Consider the following 23,448-nt stretch of genomic DNA (forward strand, 5'->3'; position numbering starts at 1 on the left):
GCCCTTAATTGGTCCGAACTGGTGTAATTAATTGAATGAAGCGTTCAGATTCCTCTGCTGGTACCAATGTAAAGGGACGAACTGCAGAGATAAAGCGAATGACGACTTTTTCACTTTCAATGGCTTTCAAAGCGTCGATTAAATAAGTTGGATTAAAGCTGATGTTTAAATCATCTCCCGAAACTGCTTCTGTATCAATTTCTTCATTCACGCGCCCTACTTCAGGAGAATTGACGTGGGCAGAAACAACTCCACTAGCAATTTCTAATTTAACAGTACCGTTTTGAGTAGCATTAGACAACAGGCGGGCCCGTTCCATGGCTTGGCGAAGATGAGCAACTTTAAAGGTTACTTCCGAACTAAACTCTGTTGGAATCAAGCGATCCGTATCTGGATAGTTTCCTTCCAACAAGCGTGTGTAGAAACTGATATTGTCACTTCTAAACAAAATCTGGTTATTGGCAAAGAAGACTTCAACCTGTTCAATCTCATCTGAAAAGACAGACGTTAATTCGCGTAAAGAACGGCTTGGAATCACAACATCAAAGTTATCCCCATTTTTTTCAAGGGTAATATTTTTTTGACTCATTCGATGAGAATCCGTTGCCACCGTTTTTAATTCCTTGTGATCAGAAAGAACAAAATGAACTCCTGTCAAAATCGGACGACTTTCTTGGGTACTTGCTGCAAAAGCTGTCTCAGAAATGATTTTCTTCAAGGTTTGAATTGGGAGCGTTAGAGGGTTGCTGGCTGAAATTTCTTGAATGCGAGGATATTGTTCTGCATCTTTCCCTTTAAGGGTAATTTCTGATTTTCCACTAACTAATACAATTTGTTTTTGTTCGATTTCTTTCACATCTAAAACGACATCTGGTAGACTGGACACAACATTGATAAAGAAAGTTGCTTCTAAAAGAATAGCACCTGGTGTCGTTACTAGAAGGCCTGCATTTTCATCTTTAACAGAAATAAAGTATTCGATTGAAATTTGTCCATTTGATCCAATGAGAGTAATACCTTCAGAAGTGACATCAATCTTAATAGTGGATAAGATTGGAATTGCATTTTTTGAACTAATGGCTCTTTTTGTCGTATTTAAAGCTTGTAGAAAATAAGCCTTGTTAATAGAAAAATTGATCATGAGATCTCCTTTTATTATTTTAGTATTAGTAAGTTAATAGTAATAGTAGAGTGTGTGGAACATGTGGAAAACTCTTCTAAAGCCAGACAGGACTTGAAAAGTGCCTTGTTCACAACATGTGGAAAAATAAGCGAGTTTTTCTAGGATTGTCCACATGGGATTACTTTAATTTTTTCTTGATGGTTTGAATCTCAAGTCTGAGATTGTCATCAATTTCGATCATCCCTTTGATTTTTTCATAAGCATGCATGACCGTTGTGTGGTCTTTTCCTCCAAATTCACGACCGATACGAGGAAGACTATTGTCGGTCATCTCGCGGGCGAGGTACATGGCTACTTGTCGAGCTAGGACAATATTTTGAACCCGTCGAGAGCCTTTTATTTCATTGACACTGACATTGTAAAATTTTCCAACTTCTGTTTGAATCTTTTCAATAGGAATCACAGTAATTTGTAAGGCTTCATTCTTACGAGCTCGAATGGCTTCAGCTGCGACATCAATTGTAATATCTTTTATTTTTTTAACTCTTGCCACGAGAGAGATATCATTCAAAGCACCTTCTAAGTCTCGGACGTTAGAATCAAATTGACCTGCTAGGTATTCAAGTGTATCATCCGGGAAAGTAAAGTCCAAGTCTTCGATTTTATTTCTCAAAATAGCGATTCGAGTTTCAAAATCTGGTGGTGTAATATTTTGAGTCAAGCCCCACTTAAAGCGCGTGACTAGACGTTCTTCTAAGCTATCTAAATGATCGGGACTGCGATCGCTGGTTAGGACAATCTGCTTATTATCCCCATAAAGAGCGTTAAAGGTGTTAAAGAACTCTTCTTGAGTTGTAACCTTTTTTCCTCCAAGCGATTGAATATCATCAATTAAGAGCAGATCCAAGTTTCGATAGGTTTTTTTAAAGGTATCCATATCATTTAGGCGAAGACGCTCTAAAAACTCATTGATAAAGGATTCTGCTGGGATGTATTTTACTCGAGCATTTGGGTAGTTTTCCATAATCTGATTTCCAATTGCGTTGAGCAAATGCGTTTTTCCTAAACCAGGTCCTCCATAGATAAATAAAGGATTATAAGTGGTAGCTAGGTTTTCAGAAACTGCTAAAGCGGCAGCCAAAGCCCATTGATTTCCGTCTCCACTTACAAAATTATCAAAGGTGTATTTCTTTTTTAATCCTGTTTGGATAGGAGGCAAATCTACTATCGGAGCATGGCTCACTGCATAGTTTCTATTCATTTCTGAAAGGGGAATAAACTCCTTTTCTTCTTCCTCTTCTTCAAGATTGAATTGATAGGAAATGGTTAATTCTACTGCATAAATTTCAAATCCAGCAGTCAAAATCACTTTTGTCATATTCTCTTCCCAGAATAATTTCTTTACTTCTGCATCTAAATAAATAACGGCTTCTTGTTGATCGATTTTGATGAGTTTTGAAGTAAGGACAAAATAGTCAAAAATTTCTTTTTTAAATGTCTTTTTACTTAATTCAATCACACGATTCCAGAACGTTTCTTCTCTTGACACCTATCGCCCTCCTATTCATTTTTACTTGCTATGTTTTTCTTATTTTATCATAAAAGGAGGGAGTTTTCCACAACTTGTTCCGAGGGAATAAAAAAGAGTTTTTCCACAATATGTGAATAGTTATCCCCAATGTGTGTAGAAGTTTTCCACAAGTTGGGGATAAGATAGAATAAAGTAGGAATATCAAGTATGGAAGAGTTTTAAATAAGTGGATAAATCTGTTAATTGTTCTATAAAAAATAACAGCCTCATTTGAGACTGTTAATAATTCGTTGGTATTCATCAAGGTTGTTAAATGAAATATGAATACTGCCTTTTTCTTGTTTCGTCAGATGGATTTCTACTTCGGTTCCTAGAATCTTTTTTAGTCTATTTTCTTCCTGTGCTAAAAAGAGTTCTTTCTCTTTTTTACTTGGCCTTTTCTTTTTTTGACCAACCTTTTCTTCCAAACTACGAACGCTTAGTCCTTCTTTCAGAATTTGTTCCAGCCAATAGATTTGTAGATCTTCCTTTAAGGGAACTAAAATGCGGGCATGTCCTTGTGAAATTTGCTCGTTTTTGATGGCTTCTTTGACAGCTGGTGAGAGATGAAGCAAACGGACCATGTTGCTGATGTAAGGCCGAGATTTTCCCATAAATTGAGCAATTTCTTCATGGGTAGCCCCTTTATTAATAAGATGTTGGTAGGATTCGGCCTCTTCAATTGGATTCAAATCTTCCCTTTGTAAATTTTCGATAATGGCTTGTTTGATCATATCATCATCTGATAATTCTCTTATAATCGCTGGGATTTCTTTGAAACCAGCCATTTGAGCTGCTCGGTAGCGTCTTTCTCCAGCAAGTAGTTCATAACCAACAATAGGAGATTTTCGAACAATAATGGGCTGGATTAATCCATTTACTTTGATTGAAGCTGCGAGTTCTTCTAATTTCTCTTGTACAAAGGTTTGACGAGGTTGAAAAGGATTGGTTCGTATTTGCTTTACGTCAATAATATCAATTTTTTCCATGTTGTATATAGCATAACACACCTTTACAATTTCGTAAAGGTGTGTTGACACTGTTGTAAATTTACTTAATTTCCAAGATTTTCTGTAGATTTTGTTAGTTCAATGGTTGCTGTTTTTTGCTTACCATCTCTATAGAAAATAACTTTGATTTTATCACCAATTTGATGAGAATAGAGGGCAGATTGTAAATCTGCAGTTGATTCAATGGTTGTATCATCGATTTTTGTAATGATATCTAAACGACGTAAATACTTGGATGCCGGCATATCATTTTCAACTGAGCGGACAAGAACCCCACCTTTTAGTTTGCTTGGAATATCTAATTGGCTAAGATCAGAAGAGGATAGGTTAGCCAGGTCCATCATGGTAATTCCAAGAGCTGGACGAATGACTTTACCATCTTTTTCTAAATGTTCAATAATATTTTGCACATCATTTACAGGAATAGCAAATCCCATTCCTTCAACCGCAGTTTGGCCATTTGAAGAGATTTTACTTGAGGTAATTCCGATGACTTGTCCCTGAATATTGATAAGGGGACCACCAGAATTCCCTGGGTTGATGGCAGCGTCCGTTTGCAACGCTTTTGTAGACACATTTTGTCCGTCTTCTGATTTGAGCTTCACAGTACGTCCGAGACTAGAGACAATCCCTTGGGTAACGGAATTGGCAAATTTTGTCCCTAAAGGACTACCAATAGCGATTGCGGTCTCTCCGACAGTCAACTTAGATGAATCTCCAAATTCAGCCACGGTCGTAACATTGTCTGAACTGATTTTGACAACCGCAATATCTGAGAAGGTATCGGAACCAACAACTTCTCCGGAAACTTTATTTCCGTCTGCAAAGAGAATATCGGCTTCTGTTGCTCCCATTAACACGTGAGCATTGGTTACTACATAAGCGTCTTTACCATCTTTTTTATAGATAACACCTGAACCTTCACTAGCTACTTCTGGATCAGAATCTGTTTCTCCATTGATGAAACCTTTTTCAGAGGTTTCAGCGTAGGTAATAACAGAAACAACAGCATTTTTAACCTTATCAACGGCTTCACTAGTTGATGTTGTATTCTTATAAGCACGATTGACTTTGGTAGATTTTATTTCTTGACTAGAATTTGTAGAATTCCCTTTGGTAAACTGGAAAGAGGTTAAGGTTCCTAAGATTCCTCCAGTAAAACCAACGACAAGAACAAGTAAAAGTTGCAAAGCTTTTTTTAGAAAATTTGATGATTGTTTCATAGTTTTCTCCTATTTGTTCCAATTATGAAAAAGTATAAATCTAGTTTCTTAATTATAACTTAAAATGGAAATTTTTTCCACAAGTTGTGGAAAACTGTGTATAAGTGTGAAAAACGTGAGTATAGAGCCATTTTTTGTAAGATAGATTCAAGCCTATTTATTGAAGACTTGTGTATAAGTTTATTTGTGTTAGAATATGAATATGAAAATTAAGATTGTAACGGTTGGAAAATTAAAAGAAAAGTATTTAAAAGATGGGATTGCCGAATATACTAAACGCTTGAGTCGATTTACGAAGGTAGAAATGGTAGAATTGCTGGATGAGAAAACTCCAGATCGGGCCAGTGACTTAGAAAATCAGCAAATCCTTGAAAAAGAAGGAAATCGTATTTTAGCTAAAGTTGGAGATCGTGAGTATGTGATTGCTTTAGCGATTGAAGGGCAGCAATTTCCATCTGAGAAGTTTAGTCAAATCTTAGAAGAGGTGACTGTACGAGGGTATTCTGAAATTACCTTCGTGATTGGAGGGAGCCTAGGCTTGTCTCCAGCTGTTAAAAAACGAGCGAATTTACTTATGAGTTTTGGAAAGTTAACCCTTCCCCATCAATTGATGAAGCTTGTTTTAATCGAACAAATCTATCGGGCATTTATGATTCAACAGGGAAGTCCCTACCATAAATGAATCTTGACGCTCTTCCTATTTTCTGATAGAATAAGAAGACATCTGGTCTCATAGCTCAGCTGGATAGAGCATTCGCCTTCTAAGCGAACGGTCGCAGGTTCGAATCCTGCTGGGATCAAAATAAAAGAACGTGATTTTTATACAAATCACGTTTTTTTGTTACTTAGTTTTTTAAAAAACTAGAGTTTTTCTAAATAGATGGGATAAAAAAATTGCAAAAACTAGATTTTTCGTACCAAATAGCTGTAAAAATGAACCAAATAGCGGAAATGTTAAAAAAGTCTTTGATTTTTTACTAAAATTTATGTATATTAAATTTAATAATTTAATGATTAAATAAATTATAAGGAGATTTTTTTATGAAAAACAATCCATTAACAGTTTCTAAGGCATTTAAAGTTCTTACAGAAAAAGAATTGCAGCAAGTCTGTGGAGGGGATAAACATACAAAAATAATAATTAGAGATTTGTTTAAAAAAGGTAAAAAATAATGTCCATGAATTATGTGTATTTTATTCTCATTGGATTACCCTTGATTTTATCTTATCCGTTAATTGATAGACAGTTAAAACATAAGAATTCAAAATTCTATTTAATTTTAATTATTTCTACTTTACTTCATGTGATATCTTTTATTTTAGGATATTTTGAATTAGATTTCTTATACGCTTTCTTTATTTTAGCTTATCCTCTATTTTTTTACGCGTACTATAGATTCTTCTGTAGATATGATCATTATTTTGCTATTTTATATTCTCTGTTTATTTATCTAGCTTTTGAAACAACAGATACTTTTTTATCAGTAATTTTATCATCTATAACTGGAGATTACATAGTAACTTATTATTCTATATTTTTTGTTACTCTTATTTCAATTTTATCGATTGTTATCATTACGAGAATTATCTCCATTCTCGAAGTAAATCTTCTCTATTTTAAAGAGCGGGTTTTTAAGAAATTTGTCCAGCAATTGATTGCTAGTTATCTTATTTTAACCTTAGTATTGAATGCTTCTCATTGGATAAGTGATATTGCTCATTTCAATAGTTTTGGTAGTATGGTAGCAACGATTTGTTTCTTGATCTTTATCGGAACCATGGTTCAAATGAAGACGGTTCGAGATCGTTATGAAAAGAAAATGGAGTTGAAGCAAAAGAGGTTTGAACAGCGCCAAATGGAGCAGTATATGAATAAAATTCAAGGTCTCTATTTAGAATTAAAAGGTTTTCGTCATGATTTTGGCAATATTATCACTTCCTTAAATTTAGCGATTGAGGAAGAAAATATTGAGGATATTAAACGAATTCAAAGAGATGTTCTTGAGGAATGCTACGGTCAACTCCAAAAAGAAGAATATACAGGATTTGACCTAGGAAATATTCGAGATTCTGCTTTGAGAAGCATACTAAGTAGGGGATGGATCTATGCAGAGGAAATGGGTGTCAAACTAACCTTTGAAACAGAAGATGTTATTGAAAAGGTTCCCATGAGATTATTGGATCTTGTACGAACCGTCGGAATTTTAGTCAATAATGCTATTGAAGCAGCTAAAATGAGTCAAGAAAAAGAAGTTCAAATAGCGGTTTTTAATATGCCAAATGGAGTGCATCTGATCATAAAGAACTCTATTTCTGACGAGCCAATCAATTGGAATAAGCTCTATGAAAAGGGATTTTCAACTAAAGGGGATCGTAGAGGAATGGGCCTTGCGATTGTAAAAGAGCTTATTGGAGAATATGCTGCTATTTTTCTAGAGACAGAATTGATCAATGGAAAATTCACGCAGAGCTTAGTTATTGGAGAGAAAGGAAGATAGATGAATATTGTATTGCTAGAGGACGAAATTTCTCAACAAGTTCGAGTAGAGAAACATGTGAAAGCTATCGCTGAGGAGGAAGGACTACGATTAAATATTGTTTCCACCAGTAAAATAACTGAACTAAAGGAATACCTAACCAATGGTGATTTTCATCAGCTTTTCTTCCTTGATATTGATATCAAAGGGGATGAAAAAGCTGGCATCAAGGCAGCTCAAATGATTCGCGAGGTCAATCCTTTTGCAATCATTGCTTTTATTACGACGAAATCGGAATTTGCTACCATTACATATCGTTACAAGGTATCAGCTCTCGAATTTATTGAAAAAACCTTGAATGAAAACTTGTTTAAAGAAAAAATTCGAGAATGTATTCTCTATTTGAAGAAGAATGTGATTGAAAATAAAAATATCATTGATTTCTTTGAATATAGTTTCAAAAATATGGAAATTCGAGTTCCATATCGAGATATATTGTACATTGAGACAACTGGAGTTTCCCACAAATTGCGACTTGTTGGAAAGAATTTTCAAAAGGAATTTTTAGGGACTATCAAGGATATACTTGAAAAAGATGTAGACAATCATTTCTTTAGTCCCAATCAATCCTATCTAGTGAATCAAAGAATGATTGTCAATTTTGATCGTCGCAAGAGACTCTTGATGTTAGAAGAGGAGACAACTTGCCCCGTCTCTCGTACACAGGTTAAAAGGGTCGAAGAATTATTAAATAAAATACAGAAAAAGGCTTGACAATTTTTGAATCGATGGTATAATGGGATATGTTCTGTTAATGACATGGTCCGTTGGTCAAGGGGTTAAGACACCGCCTTTTCACGGCGGTAACACGGGTTCGAATCCCGTACGGACTATATCTCATTCCGCCATAGCTCAGTTGGTAGTAGCGCATGACTGTTAATCATGATGTCGTAGGTTCGAGTCCTACTGGCGGAGCTAAACTAGCATCCTAAGGGATGCTTTTTTTGTTTAAAATAAGAGCCCCTTCAAAATGATGGGGCTCTCAGATTAAAGACAAAGTCATCTTTGAAACTTTCCTTAGGTGAGTACGGACGTCAGCGAACTTCGAAGAAGTTCCATGACTTAGTTTTGAGCCTGAGGTCTCAAAACTCCCGAGTGTTAGAAACACTAGTGTTTCTAACACTTTTATCACAGCGGAAAGTTTCAGTGTATGTTTGAATGAGCCTAACGAGCTCAGTGTTTATTATTTTATTTTTTTCAGCATCACTTAGGTTGCTGGATATAATACAGTTTGTCTACATTCTAAGAGCCCCTTCCAACTGAAGGGACTCTTTATGATGCAAATTTACTGATTTTTTGAGGACTGAGATTTATTTCGAATAGCATTGTAGCCAGTGAAGGACAGAATTCCGAGTAGGAAAGCTATGGTTCCTTCTTTTAACCCATGTGGAATGAACTGTAGAACAACCTGTCCTTTTCCTTTAGGGACATCAACAGCCATAAATCCTTTTTGAGCTCTTCGAATAGGGACAGGTTGATCATTCATCGTCGCTGTCCACCCTTTATCATAAGGAAGTGTGAAAAAGAGACTTGTATGGTGGTCTGCTGTAAAATCTGCAGTGACGGTATTTCCTTTGGTTTGCACATGAACTTCTTGTTGGTGTAACGTTTCAAAGGCTTCCTGGTAGGCCTGAAGGTCCAAAGCAAAAAATTCTGGATTTTGGAAGGTGACTGACGAATTTTCAGGGAAGGCAATTCGAATCTTAACAGTTTCTCCTGCTGTAAAGTGACCAATGGTAAAGAATGGAAATACATTGTCTGTTGTATAGCGGTTGACTTGGCCATTCGTAATGATCTCAACATCGGTATAATCTTCATTCTCAAATTCTAAAGAAGGAAGATTCACATAAAGTTGACTATCGTTTTGAACGTAGAGCTCATATTCGATACTGGCATAAGTTAGAAAACTATCTGCTTCAACTTTAGCTTTCTGAGGACCTTGAGAAGGATCATCTGCACCAGTTTTCAGTGGATGTAATCGCTGATAGAAAGTCAAGGATTGGCCTGTTAGATGATTGAGAAAATTCTTTTGATTATCCAAGGTTAGATTAGAAAATTGGATATCTTTGTAGGGACTTGCTGTTAGAAATGCTAGTGAAAGAGCTTTTTCATTTTGATACAATGTCTGATTTCCTTGCGTTTCCAATTTATGAAAAGCAAACTTTTGAGGATTCCTATCTGAAAAATTGTATTTGATTCCGAACAGACTGTCCATTAGTAATGTATTGTTTTGATAGCGCAGGTTCAAGTTGGTTCCATCTGATTTAAAACCGAGTTTGTCCAGGGTTGAACTGGTATCTGTATTTCTGACAGATGAAAATTGGGATATCCCTCTAAAATTGTATTTCATACTGTCATTACCAGTTTGAGGTTGGAGAATCTCTGTTCGGTAAAAACTATGATCATCCTGTAAACTTCTTGTCAACTTATTAATTGCTGGAATCTTTCCTTGATAAGAAGAACGAGCTGCAAATACCCATTCATTTGCAATCCCATCCATCTGATAATAGCTATTTATACTGGTTTCAAACAGACAGAAGAAAAGAATAACAACAGAAAAAATTGGATAAGAAAGTTTACGAACTGTAAAGGCAAGTGTCACAGTAAAAAATACAAGAAGAAATTCTAGTGTCAATACATAATGACTGCTTGTCAAGAAAGGATAATGCTTGCGATAGAGAAAAGTGAGAACAAATCCAATACTAAGCAAACTAACAGCTAGGCAGAGCCGTTGCCAATTGATTTCTTTTAACCGATTGAGGACTTCTGCTGCCATGAACAAAATTGTCAATGAAAAGAGCCAGGCATAACGGTGAAGAAACATATTGGGAGCATGCATCCCCTGCCAGAATAAATCTAAAGATTGTAAATAGAAGCTTGCAATAAGAATGACTAATAAAGTCAAATAAGCTAGTTTCACGTGAAACCGAATCGATTTGACAAAGAAAAATAGAAAGGCAAGTAAAAATGGGAACAGGCCAACATAAATCATAGGGATGGCCCCATACTTTGTTGTGTCGAAGCTACCGATTAAGTTTTTTGCAAAAACGTCTAAGTACCAACTATTTTCTGTAAAGGTTCTTGTAATCTTGGTAAAGTTTTCCCCATGAGTGAGTAAATCTAAAATGGTAGGGTAAATCATGATCAAGCTAGTGACCCCTGCTAGAATTGACACGATTGTAAAGTCAAAGAAAGAAGATATTCTTTTTTTAAAGTCCCAGGAAAGCTGAGTACAATACCATAAGGTCAAGAAGAGAGCCATCATAAATCCAAAATAATAATTCTGAATGAAAAGGATAGTCAAGCTTGTAAAGTAGAGAACCCGTTTCTTTTGAGTCATTAAACGGTGTAGACCTAAGAGAATAAGAGGAGCCAAAATAAAGACATCGAGCCAGGTTTTGATTTCAATCTGGCTGATAGAGAAACTCATTAAAGCAAATGAAGTTGACAGTGAAAGAATCAAGAATTTTTGTAGTTGAGGATAGATTCCCTTAATGGAATGATAGGTTGACAACCCTATCAACCCTATCTTTATCAGTGTAAAAAGATAGACGGAATCAACCATGGATAAACTGTCAAAGAAGAAGACAAAGGGAGATAAAAAACTGCCCAAATAATAGCTAGAAAGGGCGTAAAAGTTTAAGCCTAGTCCACTTGTAAAGCTGTAAAAGAGACTGTCTGTTCCGTGTAAAATATTTCGTAAGGTAACGTCGAAAATAACGTATTGATGGAAACCATCGCCTAATAAAGGAGAAGTTTCACTCCCCCAATAAATCCCTTGACTGAGGTAGACAAAAAATAAGATTGTAAAGGGAAGTAAAAAAGCTGTAAAGTAAAATATGATAGGGTGTGATAAAAATTTTTTAAATTTCATATAGTCTATTGAAAGACCCTGAAACAAAGGTTCCAGGGTTTTTGATCATTTAGAGTGATTTCTTAGTCTTTCCAAAGTTCTTTGACTTTTGCTTGAACTTCTTGGTTTTCTAAGAATTCGTCATAGGTTTCATCGATCCGGTCAATGACACCATTTTTTGAAAGAACAATGATATGGTTGGCAAGAGTTTGAATAAACTCATGGTCGTGACTGGCAAAGATGATGGATTCTTTGAAGTTTTTCAATCCATCGTTCAAGCTTGAAATAGATTCCAAATCCAAGTGATTTGTAGGGTCGTCAAGTACAAGAACGTTTGACTTCAAAAGCATGAGTTTTGAAAGCATCACGCGCACCTTTTCTCCCCCTGACAAGACGTTTACAGGCTTGTTAACCTCGTCTCCAGAAAAGAGCATGCGTCCGAGGAATCCACGAAGGAAGGTATTGTCATCTTCTTCTTTACTTGCGAATTGACGGAGCCAGTCAAGTATCGACTCGCCACCTGCAAAGTCAGCTGAATTGTCTTTTGGTAAGTAAGAACGACTAGTTGTAACTCCCCACTTGACCGTTCCTTCATATTCGATTTCACCCATAATGGCGCGGATCAAGGCAGTTGTTTGGATGTCGTTTTGTCCGATAAGAGCTGTCTTGTCACCTGGACGCAAGATGAAGCTGATGTTGTCAAGAATAGTTTCACCATCAATCTTTACAGATAAGTTTTCTACTGTCAACAAATCATTCCCGATTTCTCGTTCCGCTTTAAAGCTGATAAATGGGTATTTTCGGCTAGATGGGACAATTTCTTCTAACTGAATCTTGTCAAGCATCTTTTTACGTGAAGTTGCCTGTTTAGATTTTGAAGCATTGGCAGAGAAACGAGCCACAAATTCTTGTAATTGTTTGATTTTTTCTTCTGCTTTGGCATTCCGATCTGCTAACAACTTGGCAGCCAGTTCAGATGATTCTTTCCAGAAATCGTAGTTACCGACATAGAGTTTGATTTTTCCAAAGTCAAGGTCGGCCATGTGAGTACAGACTTTATTCAAGAAGTGACGGTCGTGGGATACGACGATAACGGTATTCTCAAAATCAATCAAGAAATCTTCTAACCAGGTAATGGATTGAATATCAAGACCGTTGGTCGGCTCGTCCAAAAGAAGGACGTCTGGTTTACCAAAGAGAGCTTTGGCTAGGAGGACTTTCACTTTATCTCCATTTGCTAGTTCACTCATATTTTGGTAGTGGAGCTCTTCGGGAATATTCAGATTTTGGAGGAGTTGTGAAGCTTCACTTTCTGCTTCCCAACCACCTAGTTCAGCGAATTCTCCTTCAAGCTCTGCTGCGCGGACTCCGTCTTCATCTGAAAAATCTTCCTTCATATAGATAGCATCTTTTTCCTTCATGATGCTATAAAGTTTTTCATTTCCCATGATAACGACGTCAATGGCACGCTCATCTTCGTAGTCAAAGTGATTTTGACGAAGAACAGAAAGACGTTCGTCTGGTCCAAGAGAAATGTGACCAGTTGTTGGTTCAATATCCCCTGCTAAGATTTTTAAAAAGGTTGATTTTCCAGCACCATTGGCCCCAATCAAACCATAGGTATTTCCTTCTGTAAATTTGATGTTGACATCATCAAAAAGTTTACGATCACTAAAACGTAGTGAGACGTCTGTAACTGTTAACACGTATATTTCTCCTCTTTTTCTGTCTATATAAGCCTATTTTACTAGAAAAAGCTTAATTTTTCAATGAATACCCTTAAGCATTTGAGGGAGATGATAATGGATGATAAAAGAGGGAAGAACTTGACTTTCCCTTGATGTCATTATATAATGAAAAGCAATCAGAAGAGTAATTTGTATTCGTTTTTTAGAGAGCTTATGGTTGCTGAAAATAAGCAACGAAACAGAATGAAATGGACTGATGTTCAAATAGAATCTTAACCAATAGAGATTCGGCTAGCAGGCCTTATGTGCAGCTCATTTGTGATGAGTCAGAGGGAACAGCACATGTTGTTCTAAGTGAGGTGGCACCGTGTCTCAGACGCCCTCGCATAGTTTTTGCTATGCGTGGGCTTTTATTTTGTACTTCAGGGAGGAAGAAAAATGACCAAGCCGATTATTTTAACTGGAGATCGCCCGACTGGGAAACTCCATATTGGACACTATGTCGGTTCATTGAAGAATCGAGTTCTTATGCAAAACGAAGATAAGTATCATATGTTTGTCTTTTTAGCTGACCAACAAGCCCTAACGGATCATGCTAAAGACCCACAAACTATTGTAGAATCCATCGGAAACGTTGCTCTAGACTATTTAGCAGCTGGATTAGATCCAAATAAATCAACCATTTTTATTCAGAGTCAGATCCCTGAGCTAGCGGAATTGACCATGTATTACATGAATTTGGTCTCTGTTTCACGTTTGGAACGCAACCCAACGGTTAAGACAGAAATTGCCCAAAAAGGGTTCGGTGAGTCTATTCCATCTGGTTTCTTGGTGTATCCTGTTTCTCAAGCTGCAGATATTACTGCCTTTAAAGCCAATCTGGTACCTGTTGGGACAGACCAAAAGCCCATGATTGAGCAAACACGTGAAATCGTCCGTTCTTTTAATCATGCTTATCATTGTGATGTCTTGGTTGAACCAGAGGGAATTTTTCCAAAAAATGAGGCAGCGGGTCGTTTGCCTGGTCTGGATGGGAATGCCAAAATGTCCAAATCTCTTGGCAATGGTATCTATTTAGCGGATGATATGGACACCTTGAAGAAAAAGGTGATGAGTATGTATACAGATCCTGAGCATATTCGTGTCGAAGATCCAGGAAAAATTGAAGGAAATATGGTTTTCCATTATTTGGATGTTTTTGGAAAAGAAGAAGATCAGGCGACCATTCAAGACATGAAAGACCATTACCAACGGGGTGGTTTAGGAGATGTTAAAACCAAACGTTATCTTCTAGAGATTCTAGAGAGAGAGTTGGGACCTATTCGCGAACGCCGAATTGAATTTGCTAAAGATATGGGACAAGTCTATGATATGCTTCAAAAGGGTAGTGAAGTGGCCCGTTCGGTTGCAGCAGAAACGCTTGATCAAGTCAAGTCTGCTATGGGCTTAAACTATTTCAAATAAGCTCTTGATGGTAAGATAATCTAATAAAATAAATGATTCAAAAGAGGTTCCAACACCTCTTTTTGAAATATTCTACAAATGATTGACAAATTATCATAGAATGGTATGATATTATCAACTAAAAAAGACGAGCTTGGCTCAAAAAGAAAGAAAAGAGGAAAATGGGAATGTCAAATTGGGACACTAAATTTTTGAAAAAAGGTTATACCTTCGATGATGTATTGCTCATTCCAGCTGAAAGTCATGTATTACCAAACGATGCAGATCTTCGTACAAAATTGGCGGATAACCTTGTGTTGAATATCCCAATCATCACGGCTGCGATGGATACAGTCACTGAAAGCCAAATGGCTATTGCCATTGCCCGTGCTGGAGGACTTGGGGTTATTCACAAAAATATGTCTATTGCCCAACAAGCAGATGAAGTTCGTAAAGTAAAACGCTCTGAAAACGGCGTTATCATTGACCCATTTTTCCTAACACCTGAACATACCATTGCTGAGGCAGATGAACTTATGGGACGTTACCGTATCAGTGGTGTTCCTGTGGTTGAAACCATGGAAAATCGTAAACTAGTTGGGATTTTGACCAACCGTGACCTACGTTTTATTTCTGATTATGATCAACCAATTTCAAATCATATGACTAGTGAAAATCTAGTAACTGCACCAGTCGGTACTGATTTAGAGACCGCTGAACGGATCCTTCAAGAACACCGCATTGAAAAATTGCCGTTGGTAGATGAGAATGGTCGTTTGTCAGGTTTGATTACCATTAAGGATATTGAAAAAGTCATTGAGTTTCCAAATGCAGCGAAAGATGAATTTGGTCGTCTTTTAGTAGCAGGTGCTGTTGGAGTTACATCTGATACTTTTGAGCGTGCAGAAGCATTGTTTGAAGCTGGTGCGGATGCCATTGTCATCGATACGGCCCATGGTCATTCTGCAGGGGTTCTTCGTAAGATTGCTGAAATTCGAGCTCATTTCCCAGATCGCACTTTGATTGCAGGTAATATTGCTACAGCTGAGGGAGCGCGTGCTCTCTATGATGCAGGTGTTGACGTGGTTAAGGTTGGGATTGGACCTGGTTCAATCTGTACAACTCGTGTAATTGCTGGTGTTGGGGTTCCTCAAGTTACAGCTATTTATGATGCAGCTGCTGTTGCGCGTGAATATGGAAAAACTATCATTGCTGACGGTGGAATCAAGTATTCTGGAGATATTGTAAAAGCCCTTGCTGCTGGTGGTCATGCAGTCATGCTTGGATCTATGTTTGCAGGAACAGATGAAGCACCAGGTGAAACTGAAATCTTCCAAGGACGTAAGTTCAAGACTTATCGTGGTATGGGATCTATTGCAGCAATGAAGAAAGGTTCAAGCGACCGCTACTTCCAAGGTTCTGTTAATGAAGCCAACAAATTGGTTCCAGAAGGAATCGAAGGTCGGGTTGCTTATAAGGGTTCAGCAGCCGATATCGTCTTCCAAATGATTGGTGGTATCCGTTCTGGTATGGGCTATGTTGGAGCTGCCAACCTTCAAGAATTGCACGAAAATGCACAATTTGTTGAAATGTCTGGGGCAGGTTTGAAAGAAAGCCACCCACACGATGTTCAAATTACCAATGAAGCACCAAACTACTCTGTTCAATAAAAAAATAAAAGTGTGAAATCATAAGATTTTACACTTTTATTGTGTCAAAAAGTTGTCAATAAAAATTGACAACTTTGTTAATTATTTGTCAACTTGACCCGAGTGAATATTGAAGATTTTTAAGTCTTCTGGCAAGTCTTTTAGGTGATCTAGGGTTGTAGTTGTAATAAATGTTTGGATGTCACGGGAGATAACTTCTAGTAAATGTAGTTGACGATTGTTGTCAAGTTCACTCATGACATCGTCTAAGAGTAAAATAGGCTTTTCCTTCGTCAAGGATTCAATCAGTGAAATCTCTGCTAGTTTTATTGAAAGAACAACACTGCGGTGCTGCCCCTGGCTACCAAAAGTTGCATTCATATCATTGATGTAAAAAGTAATGTCATCTCGGTGAGGACCGACACTGGTTGTTTTTTTGATGAGATCCTTTGTCCGATTTTCTCGAAGCAAGATGATAAAGGTTTGGCGAAGTGTCTCTTCATCTTGAAAAGGAATGGAGGAATCATACCGAATGGTGAGTTTTTCGGCTTGATTGGAAATTTCAAAATGTTTTTCCTGTCCAAAGTACTCTAATTTTTTAAGAAAATCTTTCCGATGGATGCAGACCCGGCTACCATAATCTGCTAATTGCTCATCTAGAACATCTAAAAAGGTTGGATCTACGGTAGTTGCCGTTTTTAAGTAACTATTGCGTTGCTTTAAAACATGATGATAGGCTGTTAAATCCGATAGATAAACGGGCTTCATCTGGCCTAAATCAATATCAATAAACTTGCGACGAAGAGCGGGTGAGCCTTTTACGAGTTGTAAATCCTCTGGTGCAAAGAGAACGACATTCATATTCCCTATATATGTTGATAATTTACTTTGTTTCAGGTGGTTTATTTTTGTAACTCTACCTTTTGAGGATAAAGAAATTTCTAATGGGATAGAGCCAGTCTTTTTTTCTAAAATTCCAGAAACGGTAAATTGTTCCTCTTGAAAATGAATTAAATCTTTATCGGAACGAGTCCGATGGCTACGGGTCAAGGCTAGAAAGTAGATAGATTCAAGGAGATTGGTTTTGCCTTGAGCATTTTGGCCTAAGAAAATATTCAAACCAGAGTGGAATTGGAGATCTACGTCTTTATAATTTCGAAATTTTTGAATATGTATGGATTTAAGCCACATATTATGTTCCTGGGAAACGAACAGGCTTCCGCTTATTCTCTTCTTTTTTGGTTTTAGAATGTTTTTTTTGTTCTTGGTTTAATTTCTTCACCAATTGAGAAACACGTTCTTTTTCTATCTTGTCAGCTTGGTAGTCTTCAATTTCTTCTGGACTAGGTTGTGTTATCGTTATGATTTCCTTCTCACCAATCACTTCGATTGTATCTCCAACTCGTAACTTACGTCCTCTTCTGGTTTCCACTTCTCCATTAACCTCTACTTGATTTTCAAGTAAAAAGGCCTTGATAGCTCCACCGCTTTGGATGATTCCCAGTTCTTTAAAAAGGGCTTGTAGTGTGATAAATTCATCAAAAAGTTTATAGTTCATAGTTCACCTCAATGATAGTTATTATACCACAAAAGGATGAAAAACCTAAAATAGGGCAAGTCGGCGTAAACGATTTTTAATCTGTCTGGGAAAGATTTTACAGGGATTTCATGATATAATGAAGAGTAATATTTGTTAGAACGAGGATGACGATGGAATTAGTTACTGGTGTTCGAATCCATTTTATGAAATCAGAAAAATTTAAGACCAATGAGATTAAAGTGCGATTCTCTGCCCCCCTTTCTGAAGAAACAATAGCAGGACGGGTTCTAGCCTCACGCATGATCGAAACAGCTAATCAACTTTATCCAACTTCCCAGCAATTTAGAGAGCAGTTGGCGAACTTGTATGGAGCCAATTTTTCTACTTTTGTTTCAAAACGCGGCCAAATGCACTACATTGATATTAATTTATCCTATGTCCGTGATGCTTTTTTGAGTAAGAAAAATGTCTTGACAGATCAGATGTTGGATTTATTAAAGGTATCTCTGAATGCTCCTCTTGCAGAAAATGGATGCTTTCATTCAGAAACTTTTTCAGTAGAGAAAAAAAATCTCGTTACAGAACTAGAAGCAGAAATTGAAAATCATTTTTATTATGCTCACCAACAATTGAATCGTTTGTTTTATGATCAAGCTGATATGAAACTAAGTAAGTATGGAAGTGTCCAGCAGATTCAGAATGAGGATGAAGGGTCAGCTTATCAAGCATTTCAAGAAATGCTTCAAACAAATCTGATTGACTTTTTCTTTATGGGTGATTTCAATGAACTAGCAGTCATTGAAAAGATTAGTGAATTTGGTTTACAACCTCGTAAATCTCATGTCAATATTTTTTATGCACAATCCTTCTCGAATGTTGTCAGAGAAGGACTCGAGCAAAGAAATACTCATCAATCTATTTTAGAGTTAGGCTATCACTTTCCTGTGCAGTATGGAGCGAAAGAGCATTTTGCTTTAATTGTTTTAAATGGTTTACTGGGTGCTTTCTCTCACTCAAAATTGTTTACAGTCATACGAGAAAAAGAAGGATTGGCTTATACTATCTCTAGCCATTTTGATATTTTTTCTCATTTTATGCGTATCTATGCAGGGATTGATAGAAAAAATAGAACCCGGACGATGACTCTGATGAGTCGTCAAGTGAGTGACTTGAAGAGAGGTAAGTTTACAAGTGAAGAGCTGCGCTTGACAAAAGAAATGATTATAAATGCTGCAAAATTGTCGCAGGATCGACCTGGAACCTTGATTGAAAGAGCTTATCTACAATCCACTTTAGGAAAACAGTTCTTGTCAATTGATGATTGGATTCAAGCCATTCAACTGGTGACGAAAGAAGAAATTATGGCTGTTGCCAAATCACTCAAATTACAAGCGGTCTATTTTATGGAAGGAAGAGAATGATAAAAAAAGATTTGGAGAAAATAGATTATCCAGCTGTTGGAGAATGTGTTTATCAGACAACTCTCCATAATGGATTGAAGTTATATTTAATTCCAAAAGCGGATTTTAATGAAAGCTATGCAATTATTTCTACTAAATTCGGTTCTGTTGACACAAGATTTACAGTGGATGGAGTAGAAGAAATAAAAGAGTTTCCAGCAGGGATTGCGCATTTTCTTGAACATAAGTTATTTGAAGATCAAGATGGTCAAGATTATTTACAACATTTTGTAAAGCTGGGAGCTGAAAGCAATGCGTTTACTAGCTTTACACAAACTAGCTATCTCTTTTCGACCACCTCGAATGTTAATGAAAATATGAGATTGTTACTGGAGATGACACAATCTCTTCATCTCTCAAAGGATTCTCTAAAGAAGGAACAATTGATTATTCAACAAGAAATCGAAATGTACCAAGATAGTCCTGACTACCAATTATTCTTTAGGGCGTTGGCAAATCTCTATCCAGAAACACCTTTAGCCCAAGATATTGCAGGTACTGTATCTTCTCTCTCTCAAATTGATGAAGAAAGTTTACAGGATAATTTCGATTATTTCTACCAACCAGCCAATATGCATCTAGTGGTTGTCGGAAACTTTGATCTTGACAGTCTTGTTAACCTTGTTTCTGAATTCGAGATGAAGACCTCTTCAAGTCCTCTTCCTCGTATTTCACCCGTGGACTTGAATCCAGTCGTTCAAAATGAGACAAGTCGGATGGAAGTTGCTTCACCAAAATTAGCAATTGGTATTCGTGGAAGAAATCAAATTCCTCCTCTTTACCAGTATCGCTATAAGATTATCCTCAAATTATTGTTTGCAATGATGTTTGGGTGGACCTCCAAACGATTTCAGTCGCTTTATGAAGTTGGTAAACTTGACAACTCCTTGACACTAGAAATTGAAGTAGAGTCTTCCTTTCACTTTGTGATGTTAACGATGGACACTTCAGAACCAGTTAGTATATCCCATCAATTCAGAACTGCCATAAAGAATTTTGAGAAAGATCCCGATGTGACCCAAGAGCATTTGGATACAATTAAAAGTGAAATGTTTGGTGATTTTTTACATGGTTTGAATTCTTTGGATTATATTGCTAGTCAATTTAATCCAATTGATACGGGTGAAAACCTATTTGATCTTCCAAAAATTTTACAAAGTATTTCTTTACAAGATGTTGTAAAGGTTGGGCGAGATTTTGTCAACTTTTGTGATATGACGGACTTTATCATTTTTCCTAAATGATGTGAAAAGAATGGAATAACAATTTTGTTGAATTAAATCGACGTCGTTTTTGTCAATTAGATGTAAACTATCATGTAAACTAGTAAGGAGACTAGAATGAAAAAAGAAAATATCCCAAATGCCTTAACACTGATTCGAATTGTGTTTATTCCTATTTTTATTTTGATGCTAATATTTGGTAAAGGTTATGGTTGGCATGTGGCAGCAGCAATTGTATTTGCAGTTGCAAGTATCACTGATTATTTAGACGGTTATTTGGCTCGTAAATGGAAAGTTGTTAGTAACTTTGGAAAATTTGCAGATCCTATGGCTGATAAGCTTCTTGTCATGTCTGCTTTTATCATGATGATTGAATTAAAGATGGTTCCGGCTTGGATAACTGCAGTTATTATTTGCCGTGAATTAGCCGTTACTGGGCTCCGCTTGTTATTGGTTGAAACAGGAGGAGTTGTTTTGCCAGCAGCTATGCCTGGAAAAATTAAAACCTTCTCACAAATGTTTGCCATTATTTTCCTTCTCTTCCATTGGGACTTATTGGGTCAAATTACGCTTTATGTTGCGCTAATCTTTACAGTCTACTCTGGATACGAATACTTTAAAGGCAGTGCCTACCTCTTTAAAGATACCTTTAGATAAATGAATAATATTATAGAAGTTCGAAATCTTACATTTAAATACCAAAAAACAGATGAGAACCATCAGTTAAATGATATATCGTTTCACGTGAAACATGGTGAATGGTTATCCATTATTGGACATAACGGAAGTGGTAAATCAACAGTGGTCCGCTTGATTGATGGCTTGTTGGAACCGGAATCTGGTCAAATCTATATTTCCGGAGATTTGTTAACTCCTGAAAATGTTTGGGATAAACGTAGTGAGATTGGGATGGTTTTCCAGAATCCAGATAACCAGTTTGTTGGGGCTACAGTTGAAGATGATGTGGCGTTTGGGTTGGAGAACCAAGGAATTCCAAGAGACGAAATGGTGCAACGAGTAGATGAAGCTTTGAAGATGGTCCGCATGGATGAGTTCAAAGATCGAGAACCCGCTAGGTTATCCGGTGGACAAAAGCAACGAGTGGCCATTGCTGGGATTATCGCTTTACGACCTAAAATCATCATTTTAGATGAAGCAACCAGTATGTTGGATCCTGAAGGGCGTCTAGAACTAATTCGGACAGTTCGAGAAGTCAAAGAACGATATGGGTTAACGGTTATTTCTATTACCCATGATTTAGAGGAAGTTTCCCTAAGTGATCGGGTTATTCTCTTTGAAAAAGGAAAAGCGACCTTGGATCTGACTCCAAGAGAACTCTTTTCTCGAGATGATTTAGATGAAATTGGATTAGAAGAACCTTTCGCTAATCGATTGCGCAGCATGTTACATCAAAAAGGTTTTCCAGTTGGAGAAACCTATCAGACTGAAGGAGAGCTAGAGAAACTATTATGGGAATTGCTTTAAAACAGCTTAGTTATACCTATCAAGAAGGTACTCCTTTTGAAGGAGCGGCTCTTTTTGATGTGAATATAGAAATCCCAAGCGGTTCTTATACAGCTCTAATTGGGCATACTGGAAGTGGAAAATCAACCATCCTTCAATTATTAAATGGTTTGCTTTTGCCCAGTCGAGGGGAAGTGCAAATGAATGATATGCGCATTAGTTCTGAGTCTTCTCAAAAAGAGCTAAAGGATCTTCGGAAAAAAGTAGGTCTCGTCTTTCAATTTCCAGAAAGTCAACTCTTTGCTGAGACTGTTGTAAAAGATGTCGCATTTGGGCCTCAAAATTTTGGAGTAGACCAAGAGTCAGCTGAGAGCATTGCTAAGGAAAAATTACGCTTAGTCGGTCTTTCTGAAGAGTTGTTTGAACGGAGTCCCTTTGAATTGTCTGGAGGGCAAATGAGACGGGTCGCTATTGCAGGCATTTTAGCGATGGAACCTGAAATTTTGGTCTTGGACGAGCCGACAGCTGGTTTGGATCCGTCAGGTAGACGGGAATTAATGAAGCTATTTGCGTCACTTCATCAAGCTGGGATGACCATCGTTCTTGTTAGTCATTCTATGGAAGATGTGGCAGAATACGCAAATCTTGTTTATGTTTTGGAAAAAGGACGAATTGTGAGGTCTGGGCATCCAAGGGATGTATTTCAGGATGTAGAAGGATTAGAAAACATACAATTAGGTGTACCGAAAGTGACGAAATTTGCTTGGCGCTTACGTCAAAAAGGACTATCTTTGCCAACTTTACCAATCACTTTACAAGAGTTTAAGGAGTTAATTGGACATGAATAGTATGATTTTAGGACGATATGTACCAGGTAATTCCATTCTCCATCGTATGGATCCAAGGGCAAAGTTACTAGGACTTTTCTTGTTAATTGTTATTTTGTTTTGGGCCAATAATGTGTTGACGAATGCCCTGTTGTTTTTATTGGCCTTTGCGTTGATTTTGAGTGCCAAGATCCCCTTCCGTTTTTTTATTAATGGCCTGAAATCGATGGTCTTTATCATTGCTTTCACCACACTCTTTCAGTTGTTTGCGACGACTGGCGGTAAGACCTTATTTCAATTTTATTTTTTGACTGTAACGGATAAAGGACTTGCTCAAGCGGGTGTGATCTTTTGTCGTTTTATTCTCATTGTTGTATTTTCAACGATTTTAACACTGACAACAACGCCCTTAAGCTTAGCAGATGCCGTAGAAAAGATGTTAACTCCATTTAAAATCATCAAAGTTCCTGCTCATGAAATTGGACTCATGTTGTCTATGAGCCTTCGTTTCGTCCCCACTCTAATGGATGATACGATTCGCATTATGAATGCACAGAGAGCTAGAGGGGTTGATTTTGGAGAAGGGAATCTCCTTCAGAAGATCCGCTCTTTTATACCGATTTTAATTCCCTTGTTTGCATCAAGTTTTAAACGTGCAGATGCTCTTGCAATTGCCATGGAGGCAAGAGGTTATAAAAGTGGAGAGGGAAGAAGCCGTTATAGGCAGTTAAAATGGCAAGCCTTAGATAGTGTAGCGATTCTGTCTGTAGTAGCAGTTGGTGCTATCATTTTTTGGTTGAAATATTAGAATACCACCACTACATATAGGGGAATTTTT

General features: G+C 37.1%; 20 protein-coding genes, 3 tRNA genes and 1 other annotated feature. Of the genes, 15 read left to right on the forward strand and 8 right to left on the reverse strand.

Annotated features, from left to right (window positions below; all coding sequences use genetic code 11):
• Positions 1-4 precede the first annotated feature (4 nt).
• The 4 genes from dnaN to htrA all read right to left on the reverse strand — a co-directional run bounded on the left by dnaN (position 5) and on the right by htrA (position 4,926).
• The gene (gene dnaN / locus HMPREF9421_RS02065) at positions 5-1,141 is read right to left on the reverse strand and encodes a DNA polymerase III subunit beta (protein ID WP_006595327.1); all 1,137 of its coding nucleotides are present in this window, start codon (positions 1,139-1,141) and stop codon (positions 5-7) included.
• A gap of 160 nt (positions 1,142-1,301) precedes the next feature.
• Entirely contained in the window at positions 1,302-2,672 is a 1,371-nt protein-coding gene (gene dnaA / locus HMPREF9421_RS02070; protein WP_006595328.1) for a chromosomal replication initiator protein DnaA, read from the reverse strand.
• 248 nt (positions 2,673-2,920) lie between these two features.
• Positions 2,921-3,682, reverse strand: coding sequence for a ParB/RepB/Spo0J family partition protein (locus HMPREF9421_RS02075; protein WP_006595329.1), 762 nt, complete (start codon positions 3,680-3,682; stop codon positions 2,921-2,923).
• 65 nt (positions 3,683-3,747) lie between these two features.
• Complete coding sequence (htrA, locus tag HMPREF9421_RS02080) at positions 3,748-4,926, reverse strand: serine protease HtrA (protein ID WP_006595330.1); 1,179 nt, start codon at positions 4,924-4,926, stop codon at positions 3,748-3,750.
• Positions 4,927-5,128: 202 nt separating this feature from the next.
• On the opposite strand from htrA, the gene rlmH reads away from it, so the two are divergent.
• The 7 genes from rlmH (at position 5,129) to HMPREF9421_RS02110 (ending at position 8,378) form a co-directional block, all read left to right on the forward strand.
• The gene (gene rlmH, locus HMPREF9421_RS02085) at positions 5,129-5,608 is read left to right on the forward strand and encodes a 23S rRNA (pseudouridine(1915)-N(3))-methyltransferase RlmH (protein ID WP_040802864.1); all 480 of its coding nucleotides are present in this window, start codon (positions 5,129-5,131) and stop codon (positions 5,606-5,608) included.
• Positions 5,609-5,652: 44 nt separating this feature from the next.
• Positions 5,653-5,726, forward strand: a tRNA-Arg gene (locus HMPREF9421_RS02090).
• A gap of 241 nt (positions 5,727-5,967) precedes the next feature.
• On the forward strand, positions 5,968-6,099 hold the full coding sequence (locus HMPREF9421_RS10215) for a bacteriocin (RefSeq protein ID WP_006595332.1): 132 nt from the start codon (positions 5,968-5,970) through the stop codon (positions 6,097-6,099).
• Positions 6,099-7,424, forward strand: a complete 1,326-nt coding sequence (locus HMPREF9421_RS10575; protein WP_006595333.1) for a sensor histidine kinase — start codon at positions 6,099-6,101, stop codon at positions 7,422-7,424. The genes HMPREF9421_RS10215 and HMPREF9421_RS10575 overlap by 1 nt, the downstream gene beginning before the upstream one ends.
• Complete coding sequence (locus tag HMPREF9421_RS02100) at positions 7,425-8,177, forward strand: response regulator transcription factor (RefSeq protein ID WP_006595334.1); 753 nt, start codon at positions 7,425-7,427, stop codon at positions 8,175-8,177.
• A 47-nt stretch (positions 8,178-8,224) separates the two neighbouring features.
• Positions 8,225-8,296: transfer RNA gene (locus tag HMPREF9421_RS02105), tRNA-Glu, on the forward strand.
• A gap of 8 nt (positions 8,297-8,304) precedes the next feature.
• Positions 8,305-8,378: transfer RNA gene (locus HMPREF9421_RS02110), tRNA-Asn, on the forward strand.
• Positions 8,379-8,748: 370 nt separating this feature from the next.
• Here HMPREF9421_RS02110 and HMPREF9421_RS02115 read toward each other — a convergent pair.
• Together HMPREF9421_RS02115 and HMPREF9421_RS02120 are read right to left on the reverse strand one after the other, a co-directional pair.
• Positions 8,749-11,337 carry a YfhO family protein gene (locus HMPREF9421_RS02115; protein ID WP_006595335.1) on the reverse strand — a complete coding sequence of 863 codons (2,589 nt, stop codon included), beginning with the start codon at positions 11,335-11,337 and terminating at the stop codon, positions 8,749-8,751.
• A gap of 62 nt (positions 11,338-11,399) precedes the next feature.
• A complete protein-coding gene (locus HMPREF9421_RS02120) occupies positions 11,400-13,022 on the reverse strand; it encodes an ATP-binding cassette domain-containing protein (RefSeq protein WP_006595336.1) in 1,623 nt (540 codons plus the stop codon).
• A gap of 143 nt (positions 13,023-13,165) precedes the next feature.
• Positions 13,166-13,391 (forward strand) — a binding site (T-box leader).
• A gap of 51 nt (positions 13,392-13,442) precedes the next feature.
• On the opposite strand from HMPREF9421_RS02120, the gene trpS reads away from it, so the two are divergent.
• Both trpS and guaB read left to right on the forward strand, forming a co-directional pair.
• Positions 13,443-14,468 carry a tryptophan--tRNA ligase gene (gene trpS / locus HMPREF9421_RS02125; RefSeq protein WP_006596994.1) on the forward strand — a complete coding sequence of 342 codons (1,026 nt, stop codon included), beginning with the start codon at positions 13,443-13,445 and terminating at the stop codon, positions 14,466-14,468.
• Positions 14,469-14,635: 167 nt separating this feature from the next.
• Positions 14,636-16,117 carry an IMP dehydrogenase gene (gene guaB / locus HMPREF9421_RS02130; protein WP_040803190.1) on the forward strand — a complete coding sequence of 494 codons (1,482 nt, stop codon included), beginning with the start codon at positions 14,636-14,638 and terminating at the stop codon, positions 16,115-16,117.
• 81 nt (positions 16,118-16,198) lie between these two features.
• On the opposite strand, the gene recF is transcribed toward guaB, so the two are convergent.
• Both recF and yaaA read right to left on the reverse strand, forming a co-directional pair.
• Positions 16,199-17,287, reverse strand: coding sequence for a DNA replication/repair protein RecF (recF, locus tag HMPREF9421_RS02135; RefSeq protein WP_006595339.1), 1,089 nt, complete (start codon positions 17,285-17,287; stop codon positions 16,199-16,201).
• Between the two features lies 1 nt (position 17,288).
• Positions 17,289-17,654, reverse strand: coding sequence for a S4 domain-containing protein YaaA (yaaA, locus tag HMPREF9421_RS02140; RefSeq protein WP_006595340.1), 366 nt, complete (start codon positions 17,652-17,654; stop codon positions 17,289-17,291).
• A 152-nt stretch (positions 17,655-17,806) separates the two neighbouring features.
• Between yaaA and yfmF the strand changes: the two genes are divergently transcribed.
• The 6 genes from yfmF to HMPREF9421_RS02170 all read left to right on the forward strand — a co-directional run bounded on the left by yfmF (position 17,807) and on the right by HMPREF9421_RS02170 (position 23,418).
• Positions 17,807-19,057 (forward strand): EF-P 5-aminopentanol modification-associated protein YfmF, encoded by a 1,251-nt coding sequence (gene yfmF / locus HMPREF9421_RS02145; protein WP_006596972.1) that lies wholly within the window; start codon positions 17,807-17,809, stop codon positions 19,055-19,057.
• Positions 19,054-20,340, forward strand: a complete 1,287-nt coding sequence (gene yfmH, locus HMPREF9421_RS02150) for an EF-P 5-aminopentanol modification-associated protein YfmH (RefSeq protein WP_006595342.1) — start codon at positions 19,054-19,056, stop codon at positions 20,338-20,340. The genes yfmF and yfmH overlap by 4 nt, the downstream gene beginning before the upstream one ends.
• 96 nt (positions 20,341-20,436) lie before the next feature.
• A complete protein-coding gene (pgsA, locus tag HMPREF9421_RS02155; protein WP_006595343.1) occupies positions 20,437-20,976 on the forward strand; it encodes a CDP-diacylglycerol--glycerol-3-phosphate 3-phosphatidyltransferase in 540 nt (179 codons plus the stop codon).
• Complete coding sequence (locus HMPREF9421_RS02160; RefSeq protein WP_006595344.1) at positions 20,977-21,804, forward strand: energy-coupling factor ABC transporter ATP-binding protein; 828 nt, start codon at positions 20,977-20,979, stop codon at positions 21,802-21,804.
• Positions 21,789-22,631, forward strand: a complete 843-nt coding sequence (locus HMPREF9421_RS02165; protein WP_006595345.1) for an energy-coupling factor ABC transporter ATP-binding protein — start codon at positions 21,789-21,791, stop codon at positions 22,629-22,631. Before HMPREF9421_RS02160 ends, HMPREF9421_RS02165 begins: the two co-directional genes overlap by 16 nt.
• Complete coding sequence (locus HMPREF9421_RS02170; RefSeq protein ID WP_006595346.1) at positions 22,624-23,418, forward strand: energy-coupling factor transporter transmembrane component T family protein; 795 nt, start codon at positions 22,624-22,626, stop codon at positions 23,416-23,418. Before HMPREF9421_RS02165 ends, HMPREF9421_RS02170 begins: the two co-directional genes overlap by 8 nt.
• Positions 23,419-23,448: the final 30 nt, after the last annotated feature.

This window comes from Streptococcus australis ATCC 700641 (genome assembly GCF_000186465.1).
GTDB classification, from domain to species: Bacteria; Bacillota; Bacilli; order Lactobacillales; family Streptococcaceae; genus Streptococcus; species Streptococcus australis.